At 69.0% G+C, this 17,835-nt stretch carries 15 protein-coding genes and 3 pseudogenes; 7 read left to right on the forward strand and 11 right to left on the reverse strand.

Translation table 11 applies throughout. From position 1 onward, the window contains the following. Nucleotides 1–31: 31 nt before the first annotated feature. Nucleotides 32–853 (forward strand): IS5 family transposase, encoded by an 822-nt coding sequence (locus tag LPC08_RS25390; protein ID WP_230450819.1) that lies wholly within the window; start codon nt 32–34, stop codon nt 851–853. A 30-nt stretch (nt 854–883) separates the two neighbouring features. Here the strand turns inward: LPC08_RS25390 and LPC08_RS25395 are convergent, their stop codons facing one another. Genes LPC08_RS25395 through LPC08_RS25405 form a run of 3 tightly spaced genes read right to left on the reverse strand, consistent with a single transcriptional unit; the run spans nt 884 to nt 3,779 of the window. After that, nucleotides 884–1,963, reverse strand: a complete 1,080-nt coding sequence (locus LPC08_RS25395; RefSeq protein ID WP_230453222.1) for a DNA cytosine methyltransferase — start codon at nt 1,961–1,963, stop codon at nt 884–886. Then, on the reverse strand, nt 1,960–2,691 hold the full coding sequence (locus tag LPC08_RS25400; protein ID WP_230453223.1) for an MAE_28990/MAE_18760 family HEPN-like nuclease: 732 nt from the start codon (nt 2,689–2,691) through the stop codon (nt 1,960–1,962). Before LPC08_RS25400 ends, LPC08_RS25395 begins: the two co-directional genes overlap by 4 nt. Further along, entirely contained in the window at nt 2,691–3,779 is a 1,089-nt protein-coding gene (locus tag LPC08_RS25405) for a DUF262 domain-containing protein (RefSeq protein ID WP_230453385.1), read from the reverse strand. Before LPC08_RS25405 ends, LPC08_RS25400 begins: the two co-directional genes overlap by 1 nt. Before the next feature lie 412 nt (nt 3,780–4,191). Here LPC08_RS25405 and LPC08_RS25410 point away from each other — a divergent pair, with 412 nt between their 5' ends. Further along, complete coding sequence (locus LPC08_RS25410; RefSeq protein WP_230453224.1) at nt 4,192–4,872, forward strand: hypothetical protein; 681 nt, start codon at nt 4,192–4,194, stop codon at nt 4,870–4,872. Nucleotides 4,873–5,051: 179 nt separating this feature from the next. Beyond that, a complete protein-coding gene (locus LPC08_RS25415) occupies nt 5,052–5,939 on the forward strand; it encodes a hypothetical protein (protein ID WP_230453225.1) in 888 nt (295 codons plus the stop codon). 478 nt (nt 5,940–6,417) lie between these two features. Here the strand turns inward: LPC08_RS25415 and LPC08_RS25420 are convergent. Then, nucleotides 6,418–7,445, reverse strand: a pseudogene (locus LPC08_RS25420) (Tn3 family transposase); the annotation flags it as partial. Nucleotides 7,446–7,893: 448 nt separating this feature from the next. Beyond that, a complete protein-coding gene (locus tag LPC08_RS25430) occupies nt 7,894–8,418 on the reverse strand; it encodes a hypothetical protein (RefSeq protein WP_230453226.1) in 525 nt (174 codons plus the stop codon). Nucleotides 8,419–10,203: 1,785 nt separating this feature from the next. On the opposite strand from LPC08_RS25430, the gene LPC08_RS25435 reads away from it, so the two are divergent. Beyond that, entirely contained in the window at nt 10,204–11,331 is a 1,128-nt protein-coding gene (locus LPC08_RS25435; protein WP_230453227.1) for a hypothetical protein, read from the forward strand. Nucleotides 11,332–11,398: 67 nt separating this feature from the next. Here the strand turns inward: LPC08_RS25435 and LPC08_RS25440 are convergent, their stop codons facing one another. Next, nucleotides 11,399–11,995, reverse strand: a complete 597-nt coding sequence (locus LPC08_RS25440) for a DUF3102 domain-containing protein (RefSeq protein WP_230453228.1) — start codon at nt 11,993–11,995, stop codon at nt 11,399–11,401. Continuing rightward, nucleotides 11,976–12,698: a nucleotide-binding protein gene (locus LPC08_RS25445; protein ID WP_230453229.1), complete on the reverse strand. Its 723-nt coding sequence runs from the start codon at nt 12,696–12,698 to the stop codon at nt 11,976–11,978. The genes LPC08_RS25440 and LPC08_RS25445 overlap by 20 nt, the downstream gene beginning before the upstream one ends. A 582-nt stretch (nt 12,699–13,280) precedes the next feature. On the opposite strand from LPC08_RS25445, the pseudogene LPC08_RS25450 reads away from it, so the two are divergent. Next, nucleotides 13,281–13,964, forward strand: a pseudogene (locus tag LPC08_RS25450) (potassium-transporting ATPase subunit KdpA); the annotation flags it as partial. A gap of 91 nt (nt 13,965–14,055) precedes the next feature. Here LPC08_RS25450 and LPC08_RS25455 read toward each other — a convergent pair. From LPC08_RS25455 to LPC08_RS25470, 4 genes and pseudogenes are all read right to left on the reverse strand, one after another. Next, on the reverse strand, nt 14,056–15,048 hold the full coding sequence (locus LPC08_RS25455) for a DDE-type integrase/transposase/recombinase (RefSeq protein ID WP_370643374.1): 993 nt from the start codon (nt 15,046–15,048) through the stop codon (nt 14,056–14,058). 109 nt (nt 15,049–15,157) lie between these two features. Next, nucleotides 15,158–15,361: pseudogene (locus LPC08_RS25460) on the reverse strand (transposase); the annotation flags it as partial. Between the two features lie 85 nt (nt 15,362–15,446). Continuing rightward, the gene (locus tag LPC08_RS25465; RefSeq protein ID WP_230453230.1) at nt 15,447–15,869 is read right to left on the reverse strand and encodes a type II toxin-antitoxin system VapC family toxin; all 423 of its coding nucleotides are present in this window, start codon (nt 15,867–15,869) and stop codon (nt 15,447–15,449) included. Continuing rightward, complete coding sequence (locus tag LPC08_RS25470) at nt 15,869–16,123, reverse strand: type II toxin-antitoxin system Phd/YefM family antitoxin (protein WP_230453231.1); 255 nt, start codon at nt 16,121–16,123, stop codon at nt 15,869–15,871. The genes LPC08_RS25465 and LPC08_RS25470 overlap by 1 nt, the downstream gene beginning before the upstream one ends. 314 nt (nt 16,124–16,437) lie before the next feature. On the opposite strand from LPC08_RS25470, the gene LPC08_RS25475 reads away from it, so the two are divergent. Beyond that, nucleotides 16,438–16,761, forward strand: a complete 324-nt coding sequence (locus LPC08_RS25475; RefSeq protein ID WP_230453232.1) for a DUF7673 family protein — start codon at nt 16,438–16,440, stop codon at nt 16,759–16,761. Then, nucleotides 16,758–17,813 carry a site-specific integrase gene (locus LPC08_RS25480; RefSeq protein ID WP_230453233.1) on the forward strand — a complete coding sequence of 352 codons (1,056 nt, stop codon included), beginning with the start codon at nt 16,758–16,760 and terminating at the stop codon, nt 17,811–17,813. The genes LPC08_RS25475 and LPC08_RS25480 overlap by 4 nt, the downstream gene beginning before the upstream one ends. Nucleotides 17,814–17,835: the final 22 nt, after the last annotated feature.

Raw genomic sequence — 17,835 nt, forward strand, 5'->3', positions numbered from 1 at the left:
GGGTTTTTGCGAAAACTTCCGGAGATCAACGATGTGGACCGATACCACTCGGGCGCAGTATGCCCGTGCGGAACTGGCTTTGCCAAGCGATTTGACCGATGCCGAATGGGCACTGCTGGAGCCGTTCTTTCCGCCAGCATCGCATGTGGGCCGCCCGCGCAAGTGGCCACTCAGGCGGATTGTCGAGGCGATCCTGTATCTGCTGCGTGGCGGCCTGCCGTGGCGGATGCTGCCGCCCTGCTTTCCGCCGGTCTCGACGGTGCGGCGCTGGTTCTACCTGTGGCGGGACAATAGGCTGTGGTTGTCATTGAACCATGCTCTGTTGCTGATCGCCCGTGAGGGGACGGGTCGCGAAGCCTCGCCCAGCGCCGGGGTAATCGACAGCCAAAGCGTCAAAACCACGGAAAGCGGCGGACCTCGGGGCTATGATGCGGGCAAGAAGACCAAGGGCCGCAAGCGCCACATCCTGACCGACACCGACGGCAATCTCGTCCATGCGGTAGTCCACACCGCCGACATCCAGGACCGTGACGGTGCGCCGCTGGTGCTGGCCGAGATCATCAAGCGCTTCCCGTGGCTGCGCCATGTCTTCGCCGATGGTGGATATGCTGGCGACAAGCTCAGGGACGCCCTCCGGCGGATCGGCAAATGGACCGTCGAGATCGTCAAACGGTCAGATGCCGCAAGAGGGTTTGTCGTCCTCCCGCGCCGTTGGGTTGTCGAACGCACACTGGCTTGGCTCAATCGGAACCGCCGCCTCGCCAAGGACTTCGAGCAGACCATCGCATCGGCTACCGCATGGCTCTTCATCGCCTCGATCCAGCTCTTCGCACGCCGCATCGCAAGGCCATGAAATCACGCCGGATAATTATGAATCAGACTCTTAGGCCCGCTTGCCCATCCCCGGCACCGCGCGCTCGGCCATCGCCCCGGCGACGTGGGCGACGAGGCTCCTGCCGATGACCTCGCCGATCCGCACGGGCACAGCGTTCCCGATCAGGCGTCCCATGATGCTGAAGATGAGGGGCTTGCCCTTCTCGACGAAGCGGTAGCGTCGCGGGAAAGTCTGGAGGATGGCAGCCTCCCGCAGGGTGATCGCCCGATCCTGGGCAGGGTGCCCGAACCGGCCGTTCCCGTATCCGAAGCACTGCGTCGTCATGGTCGGAGCTGGGGCATCCCACTCCATCCGGCCGTACACGCTGGGGTAGGTCTGCCCCGTATCCTTCGCGTGGCACTTCGCGCGCAGCGACGCGTCCCAGTCGCGCCAGGTTCCGCCAGGCTTCGAAGCCCTGATCCGCCGCAGGTTAAGGTCGCTCAGGCGACACGCCGCATGCAGCGGATCGCGCGGATCGGCCTCCCCAGCCTCAAGGGGCCTGAGCTTGGCGATTGCCGCGCGGACGGTCCGCGCTTTCCTCTGCCGACCTGCCGGCGCGAGCGACACCGCACCGAGCCGGGAGGCCAGCAGGACGAGCCTCTTGCGCGTCTGCGGCACCCCGTAGCGCACGCAATCGACGACGTCCCAGGAGACTTGGTAGCCGGCGAGGTCGGCTAGGAACTGCGCGAAGACCGGGCAGTCCACGAGCTGCGGCACGTTCTCCATCGTGACGAGATGCGGCTGAGACTCCCTGACCAGGCGGCCGAAGTCGCGGACCAGGTCCCATTGCCCATCGTCGCGCCGACCCTTGCGGCTGTACGTCGAGAAGGGTTGGCAAGGAGCGCACCCTGCAAGCAATCTCACGGCACCCGCCCCGAACATCGCCTGCACCTCGCCTCCGGTCAGGTCGCGCACGTCGCGCTCGTGGAAGGCGGCATCGTTGTTGGCCTCGTATGGCACCTTGCAGTCGGGATCGAGGTCGATCCCCGCCACAACCTTCACGCCCGCGCGTGCGAGGCCGTGCGTCAGGCCGCCGACGCCACAGAAGAGGTCAACGCACTCGATCGAAGGAACCAGGGGCATCGTCATGCCCCGGCCCGCGCGGGACGGCGTTCCGGCCTCAGGTATTCATGGCCTGCGATCGCCGTCGCGAAGGATTCCACGACTTCGCGGAGGTAGGCAGCCGTGCCCTCCTTCAGCTTTCGGAGTTCGCTGACGGTGAACGTTCCGGCGCATTCGACGAAGGACAGGTTGCCGTGCGCCAGCTTGTTTCGGCGATGCCTGATGAACTCAAGCGTTCCCATCCCCTCGTGGAAGTGCCTCTTCACCCCGCGCTTCGTCTCTTCGGTCAGGCGAGCCTGCAAGCCGAGCCGTTTGAGCATCTTCTCAATGCGATCGTCGTCCCAGTTGCCGCCACCGCCGGAGACCTTGAAACCGGCTACAGGTGACCCTGCAACCAGCATCTCGAACATTTCCAGCGCTGAGGTCAGCCGCCTGTCGTAGACGAGATCCTCGTGGGTCCGCGCGATTGACCGTACCCACTCCAGCCGCACCCTGTCCGAGAGGTCGTGTGGCCTCCAGCCCTTGCCGTCGACGGCGGTGCAGACAGCCTCGACGCACTGCGTCGCGGTCGCCTCGACCAAGCTGTAGAGCAGCAGGAAGACTGTCGAGTAGAGGATCTTCTGCTGCTGCGGGGACACCTTCGGCCCGCTCCTCGGCTTGCCCGCCCCTATCTGCGCTTCGATGCTGTCCAGCAGTTCGAGGTGCGCGTCGATCTCCTGGAGGCGCTCCTCGAACGCGGTGCGTAGGGCTTCCATCAGGCGCTCAGCAGGCGGGTCCGGACGAATTCCATCCGGTCCCGCAGGCGGCGGATCGCGTTCGCCCCGTCGGACCCGATGACCTTCTTGAACTCTGCGCTGCCGATCCAGGCGGATACGTCCGGCGTCTGGCTTGCGAGCGCTGGACGCTCCTCAAGAGCCTGGAAGCTGCCGATCGCGATCGCCTCGAAGCGTGTGCGCGGCGTCTCCGTCCCCTTCGGGGTACGCCTGAACCCATGCGGGAACACCCGTGCGACGAAGCTCATCGTGTGGCGGAAGCGCTCTCGATAGCCGGCTTCAAGGGACGGATCTGCCTCGAAGGCGGCGTTCATCCTCTTCGAGTAGTCATACAGGAAGTCGGATACGCGGTCCTTGTAGCCCTCCAACCCGTCGCCGTAGGCGAAGAAGCGCGTCACCAGCTCTTCACGCTCCCGCATGTTTTCCTGCGCCTTCGGCACCGGCGCCAACTCGCCGAACGCGGGATCCCTGGCTAGGTCGATCACCATCCGCACGAAGGGGCCGACCAAGGCCCCGCGCCGGACCTCGGCGGTGTTCGCAATCTTGCTGCCCGTGTTGATGCGCTCGAACAGGTCGAAGCGCGCCCGCTCGTCGGCACGCTCGTTCAGGATGATGCCGCGGATCGAACGGTTGTTGGTCTTGCGTTGGCGGGACTCCGGCAGATCCTTGAAGCGGAACCCGGAGATCAGGTTGAGCGTGTCGAGCTCTCCCAGCCGAAAGCCTCCGAGGATGAATTGCTGGATGGTCCGCAGCCTCTGAGAGCCATCCACTATCTCCAGCCGTCCATCCGGGCGCTCCCAGAAGAACAGGAACGGGATGGGCAGGCCCATGAGGATAGACTCGACGAAGCGCGACTTCCTCGCGTCTTCCCAGGTGTCCTCGCGCTGATAGTCCGGGATGAAGAACGAGCCGTCCTCCATCTTGTTTGCGAGGATCTCGATCGTGTACTCGACCAAGTTGAATTCGATCCGCTTCGACTGTTCGGCTATCTGGGCCTCGGCTGCGGCCTTCTGCTCCTCCGTGAGTGCCGTGGGCAGCTCCTCAGCCGAGGCAGCCTCATCGCCTGCCATGTCTTGGGCGTCGCCCGAGGACATCACCGCACCCCCGGGCTTACGGCGCGCCGCGGTCCGGGCGCCGCGCGGTGCCGGTTGCCTCGGGAGCCGCGGCGATCCTTCTCGTCATCGGGCGACACCGGCAGCCCGATCGCGCGGAGCCCCTGCATGACGAGCACTCGAATCGTCGTGCCCTCCTCGGCGGCCCTGACGCGCAGCGCCCGGTGCAGCTCGGCACGGACGGGGGTCACGACCTGCACGACCGTGGCTGGTCTTCGCCGGGGGAGGTTGTCGCCGTGCTCTGCGAATCGGGTGGGCATGCGGAATCTAAAGGCGATCCGGATACGTCGTGCAATAAAGCCATTATCCCATGTCGGGCCTGGTTGGGAGGTCGGTCGCGGTCGCTCGTCGTAGGGAATATGCTGTGCCGATGGCGCCCGACGTCGCAGAAGCCGGCCTCTCCCGTCCTCCCCGTCGCCCGTGGGACCTGCACCCGGCGCTCACCGAGGAGCGCCTCGCCGCGGCAGCCCGGCTGCTGGCCCGCGGTCGCGCCGACGCCCTGGCGCTGGCCGATCCCTGGGCCGGGGACGACGCCTGGTCCGTCGGCTGCCGCGCCTATGCCTTCTCGAAGCACCAACTAGCCCGCGCTGCCGAGAGCGGGCGCTACCCCTGGCTCGGCATCCTCGACGAAACTCATCACTTCGTCTTCCTCGTGGACGGCGTGCCCGTGCGCTTCTTCCGTGGCGACGCGGAGGACCCCACGAAGCGCACGCTGCGCCAGCAGGAGAGCGAGGCGGAGCAGCTCGCCCTGGCGCTGGGCGGCGACGAGGCGGAGGGACTGATGTTCCGGCTCGCGGTGGAGACGGGCGAGGCCGGCGAGGTGAAGCGGGTCGTGTTCCTCGCGCTCCGGGGCGAGGAGGGCCGCGTCGAATGCTTCTGGCCCGTGCCAGTGGACGCCGAGGCATCCGCGCCAGGGCCGGAGAGGGGGCGCAGGAACAGTGCCGCCCACCTCCAGCTTCCCCTCTCGGCCGGCGCCCGCGCCCCTGCCCGCAAAGGCGGCCGGCGCCGCCGGGACACGCCGGCCGTGGAGGCCCCCGGCACCCTCGCCTGATCCCGCAGCGGACCTCTCCGCCCCCAGGTGGAACGGTCGTCCCGGAGCCTTCCCGCCGCCCCCTCCGGGGTGCCACACCGCCCGCGCCCGGCGCGGCATCGCGCGACCGCCGACGGTCGGCGGCGGACTGCCGCGGACGGGGCCGCACCACCTCGCCCCAGGACCACTCCCAAGACCTGATGATGAACCTCCTCGACCCCCTGCGACGCCTCCACGACGAATTCCGCGCCCGCCGCCTCGCCCGCCGCGGCGACGCCCTCCGCAACGCCCCCGAGCTGTGGGACTTCGTCGCCACCCTCGCCGACGACCTCATGCCGGGGCCGGCCCACGAGATCCCGCGCGACCTCTTCCAGGCGCTTGCCTTCGCCTGGGCGGTGCGCGCCGAGCGCGGCGTGCCGCACGACCCCTACGCCGTGCTGCGCCACGTCCGCGACCGCGCCTGGCAGGGCTGGCGCGACCCCCGGGTGCTCGCCGCCGGCCTCCGCGAGGAGCTGCCCCATGCGCGCAGCGCCGAGCGCATCGGGCGCTTCCTCAAGGAGATCGCCGACAAGGGCTGCTCCCACCTCTTCCTCCCCCTCGTCTCCGGCGTGGACCGGCACCAGGCACAGCACCGGCCGCCGGCGCACCTCCTCCTCGACGCGCTCGGGGAGGAACTGGCCGGCTCCACCATGGGGCGGATCGCGCGCGAGGCCTTCGCGCTGACGCCGTCCGCCACCGCCCGCGAGCGCGATGCGTTGATGGTGGCCCTCCTCGTCGAGGCCTGGGGCAAGGGCGACCGCGCGATGGACGGCCCGGCGCTCATCCGGGCCGCGGCCGACGGGCTCCGCCGCCTCTATCTCACGCCGGAGGCGGCACTCGCCGCCGTCCGTGCCGACGCCATCGCCGGCCACGCGCGCGCGGCCGAGGTCGTCGCGGCCGCGGTGGAAGTGTCGGAGCTGGACCGCCCGCTATGGCTGGAGGCGCTGTTTCACGCCGAGGGCTGGCGCGCGGGGACGCAGCACTTCGAGCACACCGTCGAGATACGGGACGGCACGGTGCGCGAGGTTCTGGCCGCCTCGGCCCGTTAGGGGAGGGGTCGTGCCCCCGGGCGCATGCCCCGCGGCAGAGGCGGACCCGGGGGTTACGCCCGAACCGGTAGAGCCTTGGCCGGGGCCGATCAACGCGCAGCGTGACATGGCTCCCGATCCGAAACTTCCAAGCGCACCTCGTCCACGTGATGGGACCGTGACGCGTCAGCGCTCTCTCGCTGCACGAGAGGTATCCGATTGCATGCGGAGCGATATACGTCCGCATGCGAGCGTATATGGCCCTGCCCGACCTCCGCAGCTTCTCCTACGGGAGCGGATAGGAGCGGACGACCGCCGTCCCATCCTCGCTGAGGCCGACGTCGAGCGCCGTGTTCACGAGGTCCGGGCGCTCCGCCACCCAAGTGAGCGCGGCCTTGAACAACACGAGCTGGATGACCCGCCGCACGGCAGGAAGGAAAGGGCATAGCGTCGGTTGTCAGATAGACAACGCGAAGAGCGAACGGGGCGTGAACGTGGATCAGGCGGCTGTCCTGCCGCGATCTGGATTGAGCGGGCGTCGCCGCCCTGCACTGGCGGCGGCACGGTCCCAGAGGAAGTCCCCGGAGAAGCCGATGTGCTCCCAGGTCAGGGGCGAGGTGTGGGCGAGCAACTCGTCCGGCACTGCGCGGCCCTGAGCGCGCAGGTGCGCGACGGTATCGGTGATGTAGGTGGAGTTCCAGTATACGATGGCGGCGATCACGAGGTTCAGCCCGGAGGCGCGGTACGGCTGTGCCTCATGGTTGCGGTCGGCGACGCGGCCCTGCTTGAAGGTGAACACCGCCTGGGCGAGCGCATGGCGCTGCTCGCTCTTGTTCAGGCCGGCCTGGCAGCGCTGGCGCAGTGCCGGGGATTCCAGCCAGTCGAGCATGAACAGGGTGCGCTCGACGCGGCCCAGTTCCTGCAGCGCCAGATCGAGTTGGTTCTGCCGCCGGTAGGCGGCGAGCTTTCGCAGCATGGCGGAGGGCAATACGGTGTCGGCACGAAGCGAGGCGACCAGTCGCAGGACCTCGTCCCAATGCCCACGGATCACCTCCGCCTTGACCCGGCGCCCCAGCAGCGGGGCGAGTTCCTTGTAGGCCGAGGTCGGCGCGAGGGTAGCGAGCCTGCGGTCGGCGAAGTCGCGCAGCCGCGCAGCCGCGGGCAGAACCGGATGCCCAGCATGGCGCAGAGAATGAACACGTGGTCCGAGGCGCCACCCGTGTCGACGTAGTGCGTGTCGATCCGCAGCGCTGTGCCGTGGTGCAGCAGCCCGTCCAGCACGTACGGGGCCTCGTGGCTGGTGGCCGACATGATGCAGGCGCTGTAGGGCCCGTGCTGGTCGGAGACGTGGGTGTAGAAGCCCAGGCCGGGGTCGGCGCCATAGCGGGCGTTGACCTCGCCGGCGGCGTCGCCGCGCCGGGCCGAGCGGAAGAATTGCCGGTCCGACGACGAGGTGGTGCCGTCGCCCCAGGCGGCGGCGACCGGCAGCGCGTGGTGTGCGTCGATGATGCGCGCGAGCGTCGCCCGGTCCCGCCGAACCTCGTCCGCCACGTCGCCCCGCTCGGCTGGCAACACGTCGGCCTCACCGGCGACTACGTCTGGGCCGCCGACACCCAGCCCACCCCTGGCGCGCTCAGGCCGCTACGAGAGCGGCCCTCAATTCTCGCGGCATGAGTTCCGCCTCCGTTCGCCCGAGCCGGACACTCAGCGCACTTTCGTGTCCTGACCCCAAGGCGGTCCGCGATCACACCGTTCGGCAGATCCGGCTCAGCATCGCCCATCAGCACGATACGGGCCCGCATCACCGCCGCCTGACCTGCGCTACGCCGACGGACCAGGCGCTGCAACGCCTCGCGCTCCTCCGCCGTCAGCACCACCGATGCCGCTTTCGGGCCGCGTCCCATGGTCGCCTCCCATCAGAGACGACCCACCCTACACCTCTATCAAAACGCCAACGAAATTCCGGTTCAGACCACTAGTCCCAGCTTTCCGCGGGCACCCTGGCCAGGCTTCCCCCCGCCAGGGTCGAGAAGCGCCGGCCGTGCGGCGAGATGCTCTGGCGCGCGGCATCGACCATGGCGCGCAGGCGGTCCCGGTGGATGCGCCGCTCGCCGCACTCGGCCTCGCACAACGCGATCATCTCGCAGATCTGGGGCTTGAACCGCTTCGTCCGCCGCCAGTGCCGCGCGGCCGCCTCGACGACCCAGGCCGGGTAGCCGCCCAGATCCTCCGCCCAGTCGTCGGCCATCATCATCTCGATCTGCTGCGGCTGCGGCTCGACCCGGTAGTGCGAGATCAGCGCCAGCAGCCGTGCCAGCAGCTCGGCGCGGTCCATCGGCTCGAACCACGCTTCCACCGCCGTCAGATGCTCCTCGACACGCGCCAGGAGCGCGCGATCCGTGATCGGTGGCGCACGCCAGACCACCACCTCTCGGCTTGGGCCGCCTTCCGGAAAGACCAGGCGCGAGGAGACCACTCCACGCCGGAGCAGGCGAAGCACGTCCTCCGGTGGGGTCGGCCAGGGCGGGGCGGCTTCAGGGCGCGCGGGCGCCGGGGCACCCCTCCGTTCCTGCCGGATGGCGGAGGTCTGGCTCCTCACCGGTCAGATCCTTCCGGCCAGGCGCGGGGCGGCGGCGGCGGCGGCCCAGGCGCTCATCCGCCCCTCCAGGCGCTCACCTCGGTCCGCGGGCCGCCTGGGGGCGTGCCACGGCGGGCGAGGCCCGGCCCCCCCTTCCCTAACCCCTCCCGGGGCTCCGGAGGTGTTGCCCTGGCTGGCGCGGCGTCCCCCAGGGCCATGGTCCTCGATCAGCCAGGCGAGCCAGGCGTCCCCCAGGGCGGCGGGAGCGTAGCGGTAGCCCTTGGCCCGGCAGCGGTGCACGAACAGCGCGGCGTGTCCCAGCAGATCGGCCTCCGGACAGGCGCCCCGCCCCCGCTCCAGTTCCTCCTCGCTCGGCCGCCAGTCCTGGGGCACCTCCGTGACCGCGGGTCTTGCCGGCTCCCGTGACGGGGATGGGGCCTCGCTCGCGGCGCGCGGTTCAGGGCGTGTCTGACTCTGTTCAGGAACGGGCTGACTCTGGTCACCCCGGTGACGGGGGGAGTCCTGCATCGCATCGGGGGGAGTCACCGGGATGACGGTCCCGACGCCCGCCTCCGGCGGTTCGAGGCGCAGGCGGTACTCGCAGGAGGTGTTGCCGCCGTTCCGGCGCGAGCGGCCTGTCTTCTCCAGGAAGCCTTCGGCCGCCAGCCGGGCTACGACGCCGTTCACCCAGGGGCGGCTGCGACGGAGATGCCGGGCCAGAGTCGCCTGGGACGGGTCGCACCGCCCCGCCTCGTCGGCATAGGTGGCCATGGCCGCCATCACGCAGAAGCGGTCCGCATCCATCCCGGGGTGAAGCAGCCACCAGGCGGGGACCCTGCCCCACCGCGTCACCATGCCGTTCCTGCCATTCATCCGGCACCTCCATGGGCCACCCAATGCGGCCCGACGAGCGATGCCAAGACCGCCGGGCCAAGCCGGTCAAAGGGAAAAATCCCCCCGTATGAAGGGCTTGGTCGCGATCCTGACGGAGAATCGCGCTCGCCATGACGGCGGAAGGCGCGCTTGTGACGGAGGTACGCGCGCCTCGCCGGGCCCGAGTCCGCGACTCGGGGTATGACGGAGAACCGCGCGCCTATGACGGAAAGCCTCGCGGCTTGCATTGCCCTCGTGTCCGCCATGCCCGTGGGCACGGCCCCGGCATGACGGAATCCCGCGCACCTTGGTGGCCGGCGGCCTTTCCCGTCTTCCAGGCGCCTCGCCTGGGGCCTGGAAAGCGCGCGGCCTTCCGTCATGTCGCGCCTGGCGCGACAGGGCTTGTCCTCCCCCTCCTCCGGGCTGGTGATCCAGGCGCGCGGTTCTCCGTCATGTTGCTCCCGCCCTCCCATGGCCCGCTCGTCCACCGGACGCGGAAAACCCCGCGTTCCACGCCCCCGGCAGGGGGCGGCATGACGGAGAACCGCGCGCCTTGCGCCGGCTGGGACCGGAGCGCAGCGCCATGGCGAGGCAGATCGGGCGAATCCGCCTGAGTTCGGTTTCGGGCATGGGCATTCCCCGGGTTGCCCTGCCGTCGGGAAGGGCCCCGATCCTGCAAGCGCGCGGCCTACCGTCATAGGCGCGCGGCTTTCCGTCATGCACGCGCGCTTCCCCGTCATGCCCTTCCCACCCCATCGGCGGGTCCACCTTGCCCGGACAACAGTGGAACAGGCAGGGTGGTCCGCCGCGTGACCGGCAGAGGAGGCCAGGGCGATGATGCAGCGCGCGACCCCGAAGATCCCGCTCCGGCAGGATCCGCCCCTGCAGATCACCCTGTTCGAGACGGACGACGACGGGCGCTACAGCAACACGATCGATCTCTACGATCTGGCGCCGCGCTTCGTGTTCTATACCGAGAGCCGCAAGGAGGGGAGCTACCTCAAGAGCATCCGCCGCCAGTTCGAGCACGGCGGCCTCCCCTACTCCCTGCTGCTGCGGCCCGGACGCATCGTGCGGTCGGATGGCACGGAGCGGGAGCAGTTCCCGGGCGAGCGCGAGCAGATCGTCGAGGCGGTGATCCACCGCCTGGCCACGGATCGCGGCAAGCTAACGGTGAACAACGAGAAGGTCCGGCTGACCTTCACCATGTACGAGATCCGCGAGGAACTGCGGAAGGTGCGCCACCTCTTCGCGATCGAGGAGATCAAGGACGCCCTCACCATCCTGCACACCGCGGTGGTGGAGATCACCCGGGTGGACAAGAAGTCCACGCAGGTCATGTCCTCGTCCAGCTTCCCCGTCCTGGCGCTTCGCCGTCGCGAGGACGAGGACCGCGCCTATCTTGAGTTCAACCCACTGGTGGAAGGGGCCATCAAGGACCTTCGCTACCGTCACATGAACTACGAGTGGCTGATGCGCATCAGCCATCCGCTGTCGCGCTGGCTCTACAAGCGGCTTTGCCAGACCTTCGGCAACGTGACGGGGATCGGGCCCGCCATCGTGCCGACCGCGAGTATGACCGCCATGGAGATCGCCCGCGATGGCGGCGTCGCGCCCCGCTCCCGGCCGCGCGACACGCTGCGCAACGTCGGGAATGCCGTGGATATCCTGGTCAAGCAGGGGATCATCGAGCAGGTGGAGGGCGAGGTCATCCGCGAAGGGCGCAAGAACGTCGACATCCTGTTCGACTTCGTGCCCACGGCGACGTTTCTGGAGGAGATCCGCCGTTCCGACCGGCTCTATCGCGACGCCCACCGGCGGATGACCGAGGCGGGCGGCGAGAGGCCCGACCGCTTCGTGCGGGTGGACCGCGGCATCACCGCCCGCGTGCGTGCGGAGCGCCGTCAGCTCGCGCTGCTCTCGGACGACAGCAAGGCCGCCGTGGCCGCCACCGGAGGCTGAGTTCCGCGCCCACGTCGCCGGGAGATGGGGGCGCAGGGCGCCTTCCACCGCATCGGCGGCGGAATGCTCAGTCTCTCCCCGGCCTGCTGGTCAGCGCGGCTTCGATCCGCCGCAGCTCATCCTCCAGGCGGTCACGCTCCCGTTGCAGCTTCTCGCGCCGGGCCAGGAGCGACTGCCGCGTCTCGACCGGTTCCGCACCCTGGTTCCGGCGCCAGGCCACCAGCTCCGCCCGGCGCAGTTCGGGCCGGATCAGCCCTTCAGCCTCGGCTTGGCGAAGCAGCGGCGGGTCCAGGGTGCTGAGCAGGTAGATGGTGGAATAGCTGCCCGGCAGCCGTTCCACGGGGATGGCCTTCTGCCGGTCCATCTCGATGGCCCAGCGCGCGGCCTCGCGCAACTGGTAGGCGGTGCGGCCCGAGAAGGGCAGATGCGCCTCGACGGCCGCGATGTATTCGCCGTGCGGCAGCATGTCCTTGGCCCGGATGAGCAGGCGGCCGATATCGAGGAAGGTGTTCTGCGCCCGCGACCACAGAAGGGTGATCTCCGCGACGAACTCGTCCGCCCGCCTGGGTTCCGCCTTGGCGACCTGCAGGGCATGAACGCGCGCATCGCCCTCCAGCAGCACTGGCTCCGGTGCCTGATCGAGCTTAAGCCGTTTGGCTGACACGAGACTTCCCCTTCCTCTTGCCTGACCTGGCGGCCTTCAGGCCCAATCGGCCTGAGACGAACTCCCAGACGGCGCGCATCTCCTCCGCGCCCGGATGGGTCGGCACGTCGACAAGGCTGAGACCCTTGGCACCGGCGCGCGCATAGTCGGTGCGATCCGCCACCTCCACCGGGCACAGCTCACCGGCTTCTAGCAGGAAGCGCTTGACCGCGTTGATGTTCACGCGCGGCTTGACGAAGTTCAGGACCGCCACGGCCGGGCGTCCCTCCGCGGTCAGGTGGCGCAGGAACGGTGCCACCGATTCCGCGTCGTCGAAGGAGACGCGGGAAGGCACGATGATCAGATGGGCCGCCGCGAGCAACGCGCCGAAGGCTGCCGGCTGGGTTTCTATGCTCGGCGGCGTGTCGATGAAGAGCACGTCCGTCTCCTCGAACTCGGCGTCGTCGATCAGCGCATCGGCGTCCGCCCAAGCGACCTTGTAGTGGGCGATCTGCGGGACATCTTTCGGACGGCGCCGGGCCCAGATGGTCAGCGTCGCCTGGGGGTCGAGATCGGCGGTGGCAACCCGCAGGCCGGCATGTGCGGCAGCAGCAGCCAAGTTCCGCGACAGGAGGGACTTTCCGGACCCCCCCTTCGGGCTGCACACCAGTATCCTCAGCACGGCCAACGCCTCCCCGTTGCTGCCCCAAACGGCCTGTAGCATGCAGCTTGGGCGGCCGCCTAGCGAGGGTTCCAAAAGACTGACCCAGAGGTAGCTTGAAGAGGACTAGGTGCAGCCGAAGGAGGGGTTGTCGTTTTAGGCGGCAGGTCCGCAGCGGGCGCTGAGGCTGACGGAGGGGGCGGCATCGAGATGATGGTCAGATGTTTGGCAAGGACCATGCTCTTGGGACCGTGCCGGTAATCTCGCCAGCATGTTGGCCGGGAGCCTGGAATGTTTAACCGGTCAGTCTTTTCAAGCGGACCGCTTTACGAGGGCCCGGGCCTCGCAGGCGGAATCTGTCATTCGTGGGCTTCTCCCGATGAGGGCCGCTCACAGTGTGGGATCATCGCTAGGATACGTCTCACGGCGCTCGGAACTGCGGCAGGGCCGGTAGGTGGCGCGCCCGCCGCTGAAGGTCCCGTTGCTGGTGCTATGCGTCATGCTAGTGCGAAACATGGAACGGCTGGGCGGGGTAGTGAGGCAAAGCATTACAGCCGCGCACTCAGCGCCGCGGACAATGCCGCCAGGCCTTGAGCCCTTGCGACCGAGGGCCACGCCCTGACCGTAGATCTGAGACTCCATGACATGACACCGTCCGGTTGGGCGAAGATCGCGCTCGTTCTCGCCGCCCTGGCCCAGGGCCGTCTCGGGCCCGCCGCGGCCCTCGATGCCCGCCTGCTGAGCCTCGCCGGGGTGGACCCGTCGTGCGGCCAGAACTGGCTCGGCTACCTGCTGGCCATGCTGGCCTTCAACGCGGCGGGCTTCGCGCTCCTCTACGCGATCCTGCGGCTGCAAGGGGTGCTGCCGCTGAACCCGCAGGGCTTCGCCGGCATCCCGCCCTGGCTGGCGCTGAACACCGCCGTCTCCTTCGTCACCAACACGAACTGGCAGGCCTACAGCGGCGAGGCGGCGATGTCGCACCTGTCGCAGATGGCGGGGCTGGCGGTGCAGAACTTCCTCTCCGCCGCCACCGGCCTCGCGCTCGCCTTCGCGGTCGCGCGCGCCTTCGCCGGCGGCGGGCTGCGGGAGCTGGGCAACTTCTGGGCGGATGCGACGCGGGTGACGCTGTGGCTGCTGCTGCCCCTGGCGCTGCTCGCGGCCTTCGCCTTCGTCGCCATGGGCGTGCCGCAGACGCTGGCGGCCGCCGTCACCGCCGCCACCCCGGACGGCGCGGAGCAGGCGATCGCGCTGGGCCCCGTCGCCTTCCAACTCGCCATCAAGCATCTCGGGACCAATGGCGGCGGCTTCTTCGGCGTGAACTCGCTGCATCGTAGGGATGCAGGTTCGCAGCCACGTAGCGTACGCCGATGTCGCGGTGCGTCGCTCGCTCGATCCGCCGTGAAGAGAGGATGCCGTTAGCCTAGCTGTCTGGTTGTGAGACCTCCTTGGTAGCTTCAGCGACGAGGCGTGCCTGGGCGATGTTGCTCGGACCGGCATGACCTTCGGGCTTGCCGCGGGCGAGCTCGCGGTGGGCCTTGAGGCGTTCGGCGACGACCTGGCTGGGCATTCTGCCATCGAGCACGCGCTGGCGGCGGGCGTTGTAGGCGGTGTTGAAGCCGCGGAGCAGTTGCTCGAGCTGCTGGTGCGAGTGGACAGTGATGCCGAGCACCTCGCTGCTGATGCGGCCGTTGAAGCGCTCGGCCATGCCGTTGGTCTGCGGCGTACGAGGCCGGGTGTGCCGGTACTCGGCGCCGAGGTCGGCGCAGGCCCTGGCGAAGGCGGCGGTGAAGCAGCTGCCGTTGTCGGTCAGCACGTAGGTGAGGCGGAAGGGGAAGGCGGCCGCGGCCTCGCGCAGGAAGGCGATAGCGCTCCTCTCCGTCTCGTCGTCCTTGACCGCGAGATGGACGGAGCGCGAGTGGCGGTCGATGGTGACGAAGAGGTAGCGCTTGCGCTGCTCGCCGGCGATGGTCCGCAGCTTGGGCAGGTGCTTGATGTCGATATGAACGAAGCCGAGGTCGTAATCCCGGAAGGTGCCCTGGCCCTTGGCTGGCGCGGCGGAGGGCGGCAGCGGCCGACGGCTAATCCCCTCGGCCTTGAGGATGCGCCAGACGCTGTCGCGGTTGAGGTGCGGCAGGAAGTGGGTGACCACGAAGGTGAGGTCGTCGAGGGCGAAGTGGGTGGCCCGGCGCAGGGCGCAGACCACCGCCCGCTCTTCGTCGGTGGCCTTCCAGGGCAGCCGGTGAGGCCTGGCCGAGCGGTCCAGGCACGCGCCAACCCTGCGCTTGCGCCATTTGCGGATGGTCTCGGCAATCACCTCGTAGCGCCCGGCCAGAGTGCCGCTGGGCTCGGTCGAGCGGGCGATCTCGACGCGGATCGCAGGCGTGGTGCGGGCATTCGGATGGATCTGGAGCATGGCTTATCTCCGTCCCCGCAGGGCGCGAGGCAGGCGCTCGAACCGGTAGGCGCACTCTACAATCGCTACCCCAACCGGGTCCCAACAATGTTCCGCAACCTGACAGCTAGGCGTAGATCAGGAGCGCCAGCAGCAGCCGCGGATGGTACTGCGCCTTGCCGCCGGGCAGCGCCCGCACCTCGAAGGCTCCGAGCGGCGCTCGCTCCGCTGCCGCGACCACGAAATGCGCCACGTCATCCGCCGGGAGCCAGTCCTTGGCATCCGGCGGCGGCAGGAACGCCTGGTCACGGCTGAACGGGATGAACTGCGCCATGCCCGCCAGATTCGCCGATCTCAGCCCAGATGGGAATCCGACAGGCTGCTAGCTTGCGTCGGAATACGCAGCCAGGGGAGGAACATCAACGGATCACCCACGGATCCAACAACGAGACGCCAGTCGCCAGGAAATCCGCGGTATTGCGCGTCACGACGGTCAGATCGTGCACGAGGCCCGTTGCGGCGATCAGGGCATCGCGTTCAGCCCTCGGGTCCGGCACGTGCAGTCGTGCACATCGCTGGGCGACCCGAGTGTCGACCGGCAGGACACGCTCCCGGAAGGTCGGAAGGACCTGGTCCTCAAGCCAGCGCCTGAGCATCTGCCCCTGTGCCGGATCCCGATGCTCGATCCGCAGCACGCCGAGTTCAAGCTCCAGGACCGTGATGGCCGAGAGGAACAATCCGGCGACTTCCACACTATCGGCCCAGCGCACCACGGATGGATCGGCGTTGCCTGTCCGAGCTTTGCGCAACTCCGAGACGACGTTGGTGTCGAGGAGAAACATCAGGACAGATCGGCAGCCTGCATTCCGAGATGGATCTTGGGCGGATCGAAGCCGATGCCGTCATCATCCGGCATCGCCAGCAAATCGGCGATTCCCGTTTGAGCCCCGCGAAGGCGCTGGTAGTCCTCGAAACTCAACAGGACATGGGCCGGCCGGCCGCGATCGGTGATGAAGACCGGGCCCTCGACCGCCGCCTTCTTGGCCCGGCCGGTATCCTGATTGAACTCGCGGCTGGTGAGGGTCGTGACGGGCATGGAGGCTCCTCCTGAGGATGTAGGAACATTTATACATTCTGGCGTTGCTTTCAAGAGGTCTGCGACGACGGATTGACGGTAGGCGTCCAAAGGGTGTGACCGCTGCCCGCCTCCAAGCGCTGAGCCTGGCGCGGTCAGGCGCCAAACTACCGCCGGAGGCCTTGTTTCCAGGGCGTTTGGTGCCTCGCGAAAGCCCCTTCACGCACGCTAATGTATGATTAGCGTGCTTTCGACGGAAAAGGGTTGGGTTGCCTCAGTTGAAGTGCCGCGTCATCCTGATGCCGTGCAGCTTTTCGAAAGGAAGGGGAAGCGCGATGCACGCCACGGACCTTGCCGACGACGATGAGGCGGACGGTGCCCTTCTGCGTTTGCTGACCATCGCCGAGGGCGACACACACCAATCCGCCTACGTCGCGAATTTCCTCCTGGCCTGGTGGAACGCTCGCAACTGCGGCGGCTTCGATCTCACCGACCTCTGGGGGGTCGATAGCGCGATCTCCTGCGACATGGTCCGCGTGATGGGCTTCGTCGCCCGCCGTCACAACTACCCTACGACCTACGGCCTTGGGGCGCGCTTCGAAGGACTGGTCCAAACCTGGCGCCCGCACCTCACCGGCAAGCCACGACCCTCCGCATGAACAGCAGATCGAAGGTGGTAGCGGTATCGCTCGCTGCGCCCACCGCTTCGGCCCCCGCATCGCGGTCGCCTGCCAGCACCCGTGAAGCCCTGCCGCCGGAGCTGGCGCACCTGGCCGAGGGGAGCTTCGGCGAGGCGCTGGCCAAGGCGGTGGACCTCGCCCAATACACCCTCGCACCCCGCACCGCGCAGGCCTACGAGGGCTATTGGAGCGCCTTCCAGGCCTGGTGCGAGGGCCACGCCGCCCCGTCGCTGCCGGCCCCGCCTGCGATCGTCGCGGCCTACCTCGCCGAGCGCTCTGCCACCCTCGGCCGCTCCGGCCTGCGCCTGATCCTGGCCGCCATCGCCCACCACCACCGCCGCGCCGGCCAGCCCTGGACCTCGCGCGATCCGGTCATCGGCAGCGTCATGCGCGGCATCCTGCGCCAGCAACAGCGCCCCGCCCGCCCGGCCGCGGCCCTGACCTCGGCCGAGGTCAAGCGCCTGCTCGACGCCTGCGGCGGCGACCTCGCGGGCACCCGCGACCGGGCGCTGTTCCTGCTGGGCTTCGCCGGCGCCCTGCGCCGCTCCGAGCTGGTGGCGGTCGACCGCGAGCACCTGCGCTTCACCCCCGAGGGGCTGGTGCTGACCATCCCGCACTCCAAGCGCGACCAGGAGGGGCAGGGGGCCTCCCTGGGCATCCCGCGCGGGCTGAACCCGCTGACCTGTCCGGTGCGCGCGATGGAGGAGTGGCTGCGGCGTTCGCGCATCCCCTACGGCGCGGTGTTCCGGCGCCTGAGCAGCCGCGGCGCGCTGGAGGGGCGGCTGACCGGCAACGGCGTGTGGCGGATCCTGCGCCGGCGGGCAGAGATTGCCGGCATCAGCGTGGAGGAGGGCGAGCGCCTGTCGCCGCACGGGCTGCGGGCGGGCTTCATTACCGAGGCCTACCTGAAGGGGGCGCTGGACGAGCAGGTGATGCACCACACCCGGCAGAAGAGCCTGGCCACCACCCAGGGCTACCGGCGGCGGGCGCGCATCACCCGCGACAGCCCCGCCCGCCTGCTCGACCTGTAGGGCAGGGAAGGTTGCCCGCGCC

Source organism: Roseomonas sp. OT10, from assembly GCF_020991085.1.
In the GTDB taxonomy this organism is placed as follows: domain Bacteria; phylum Pseudomonadota; class Alphaproteobacteria; order Acetobacterales; family Acetobacteraceae; genus Roseomonas; species Roseomonas cutis.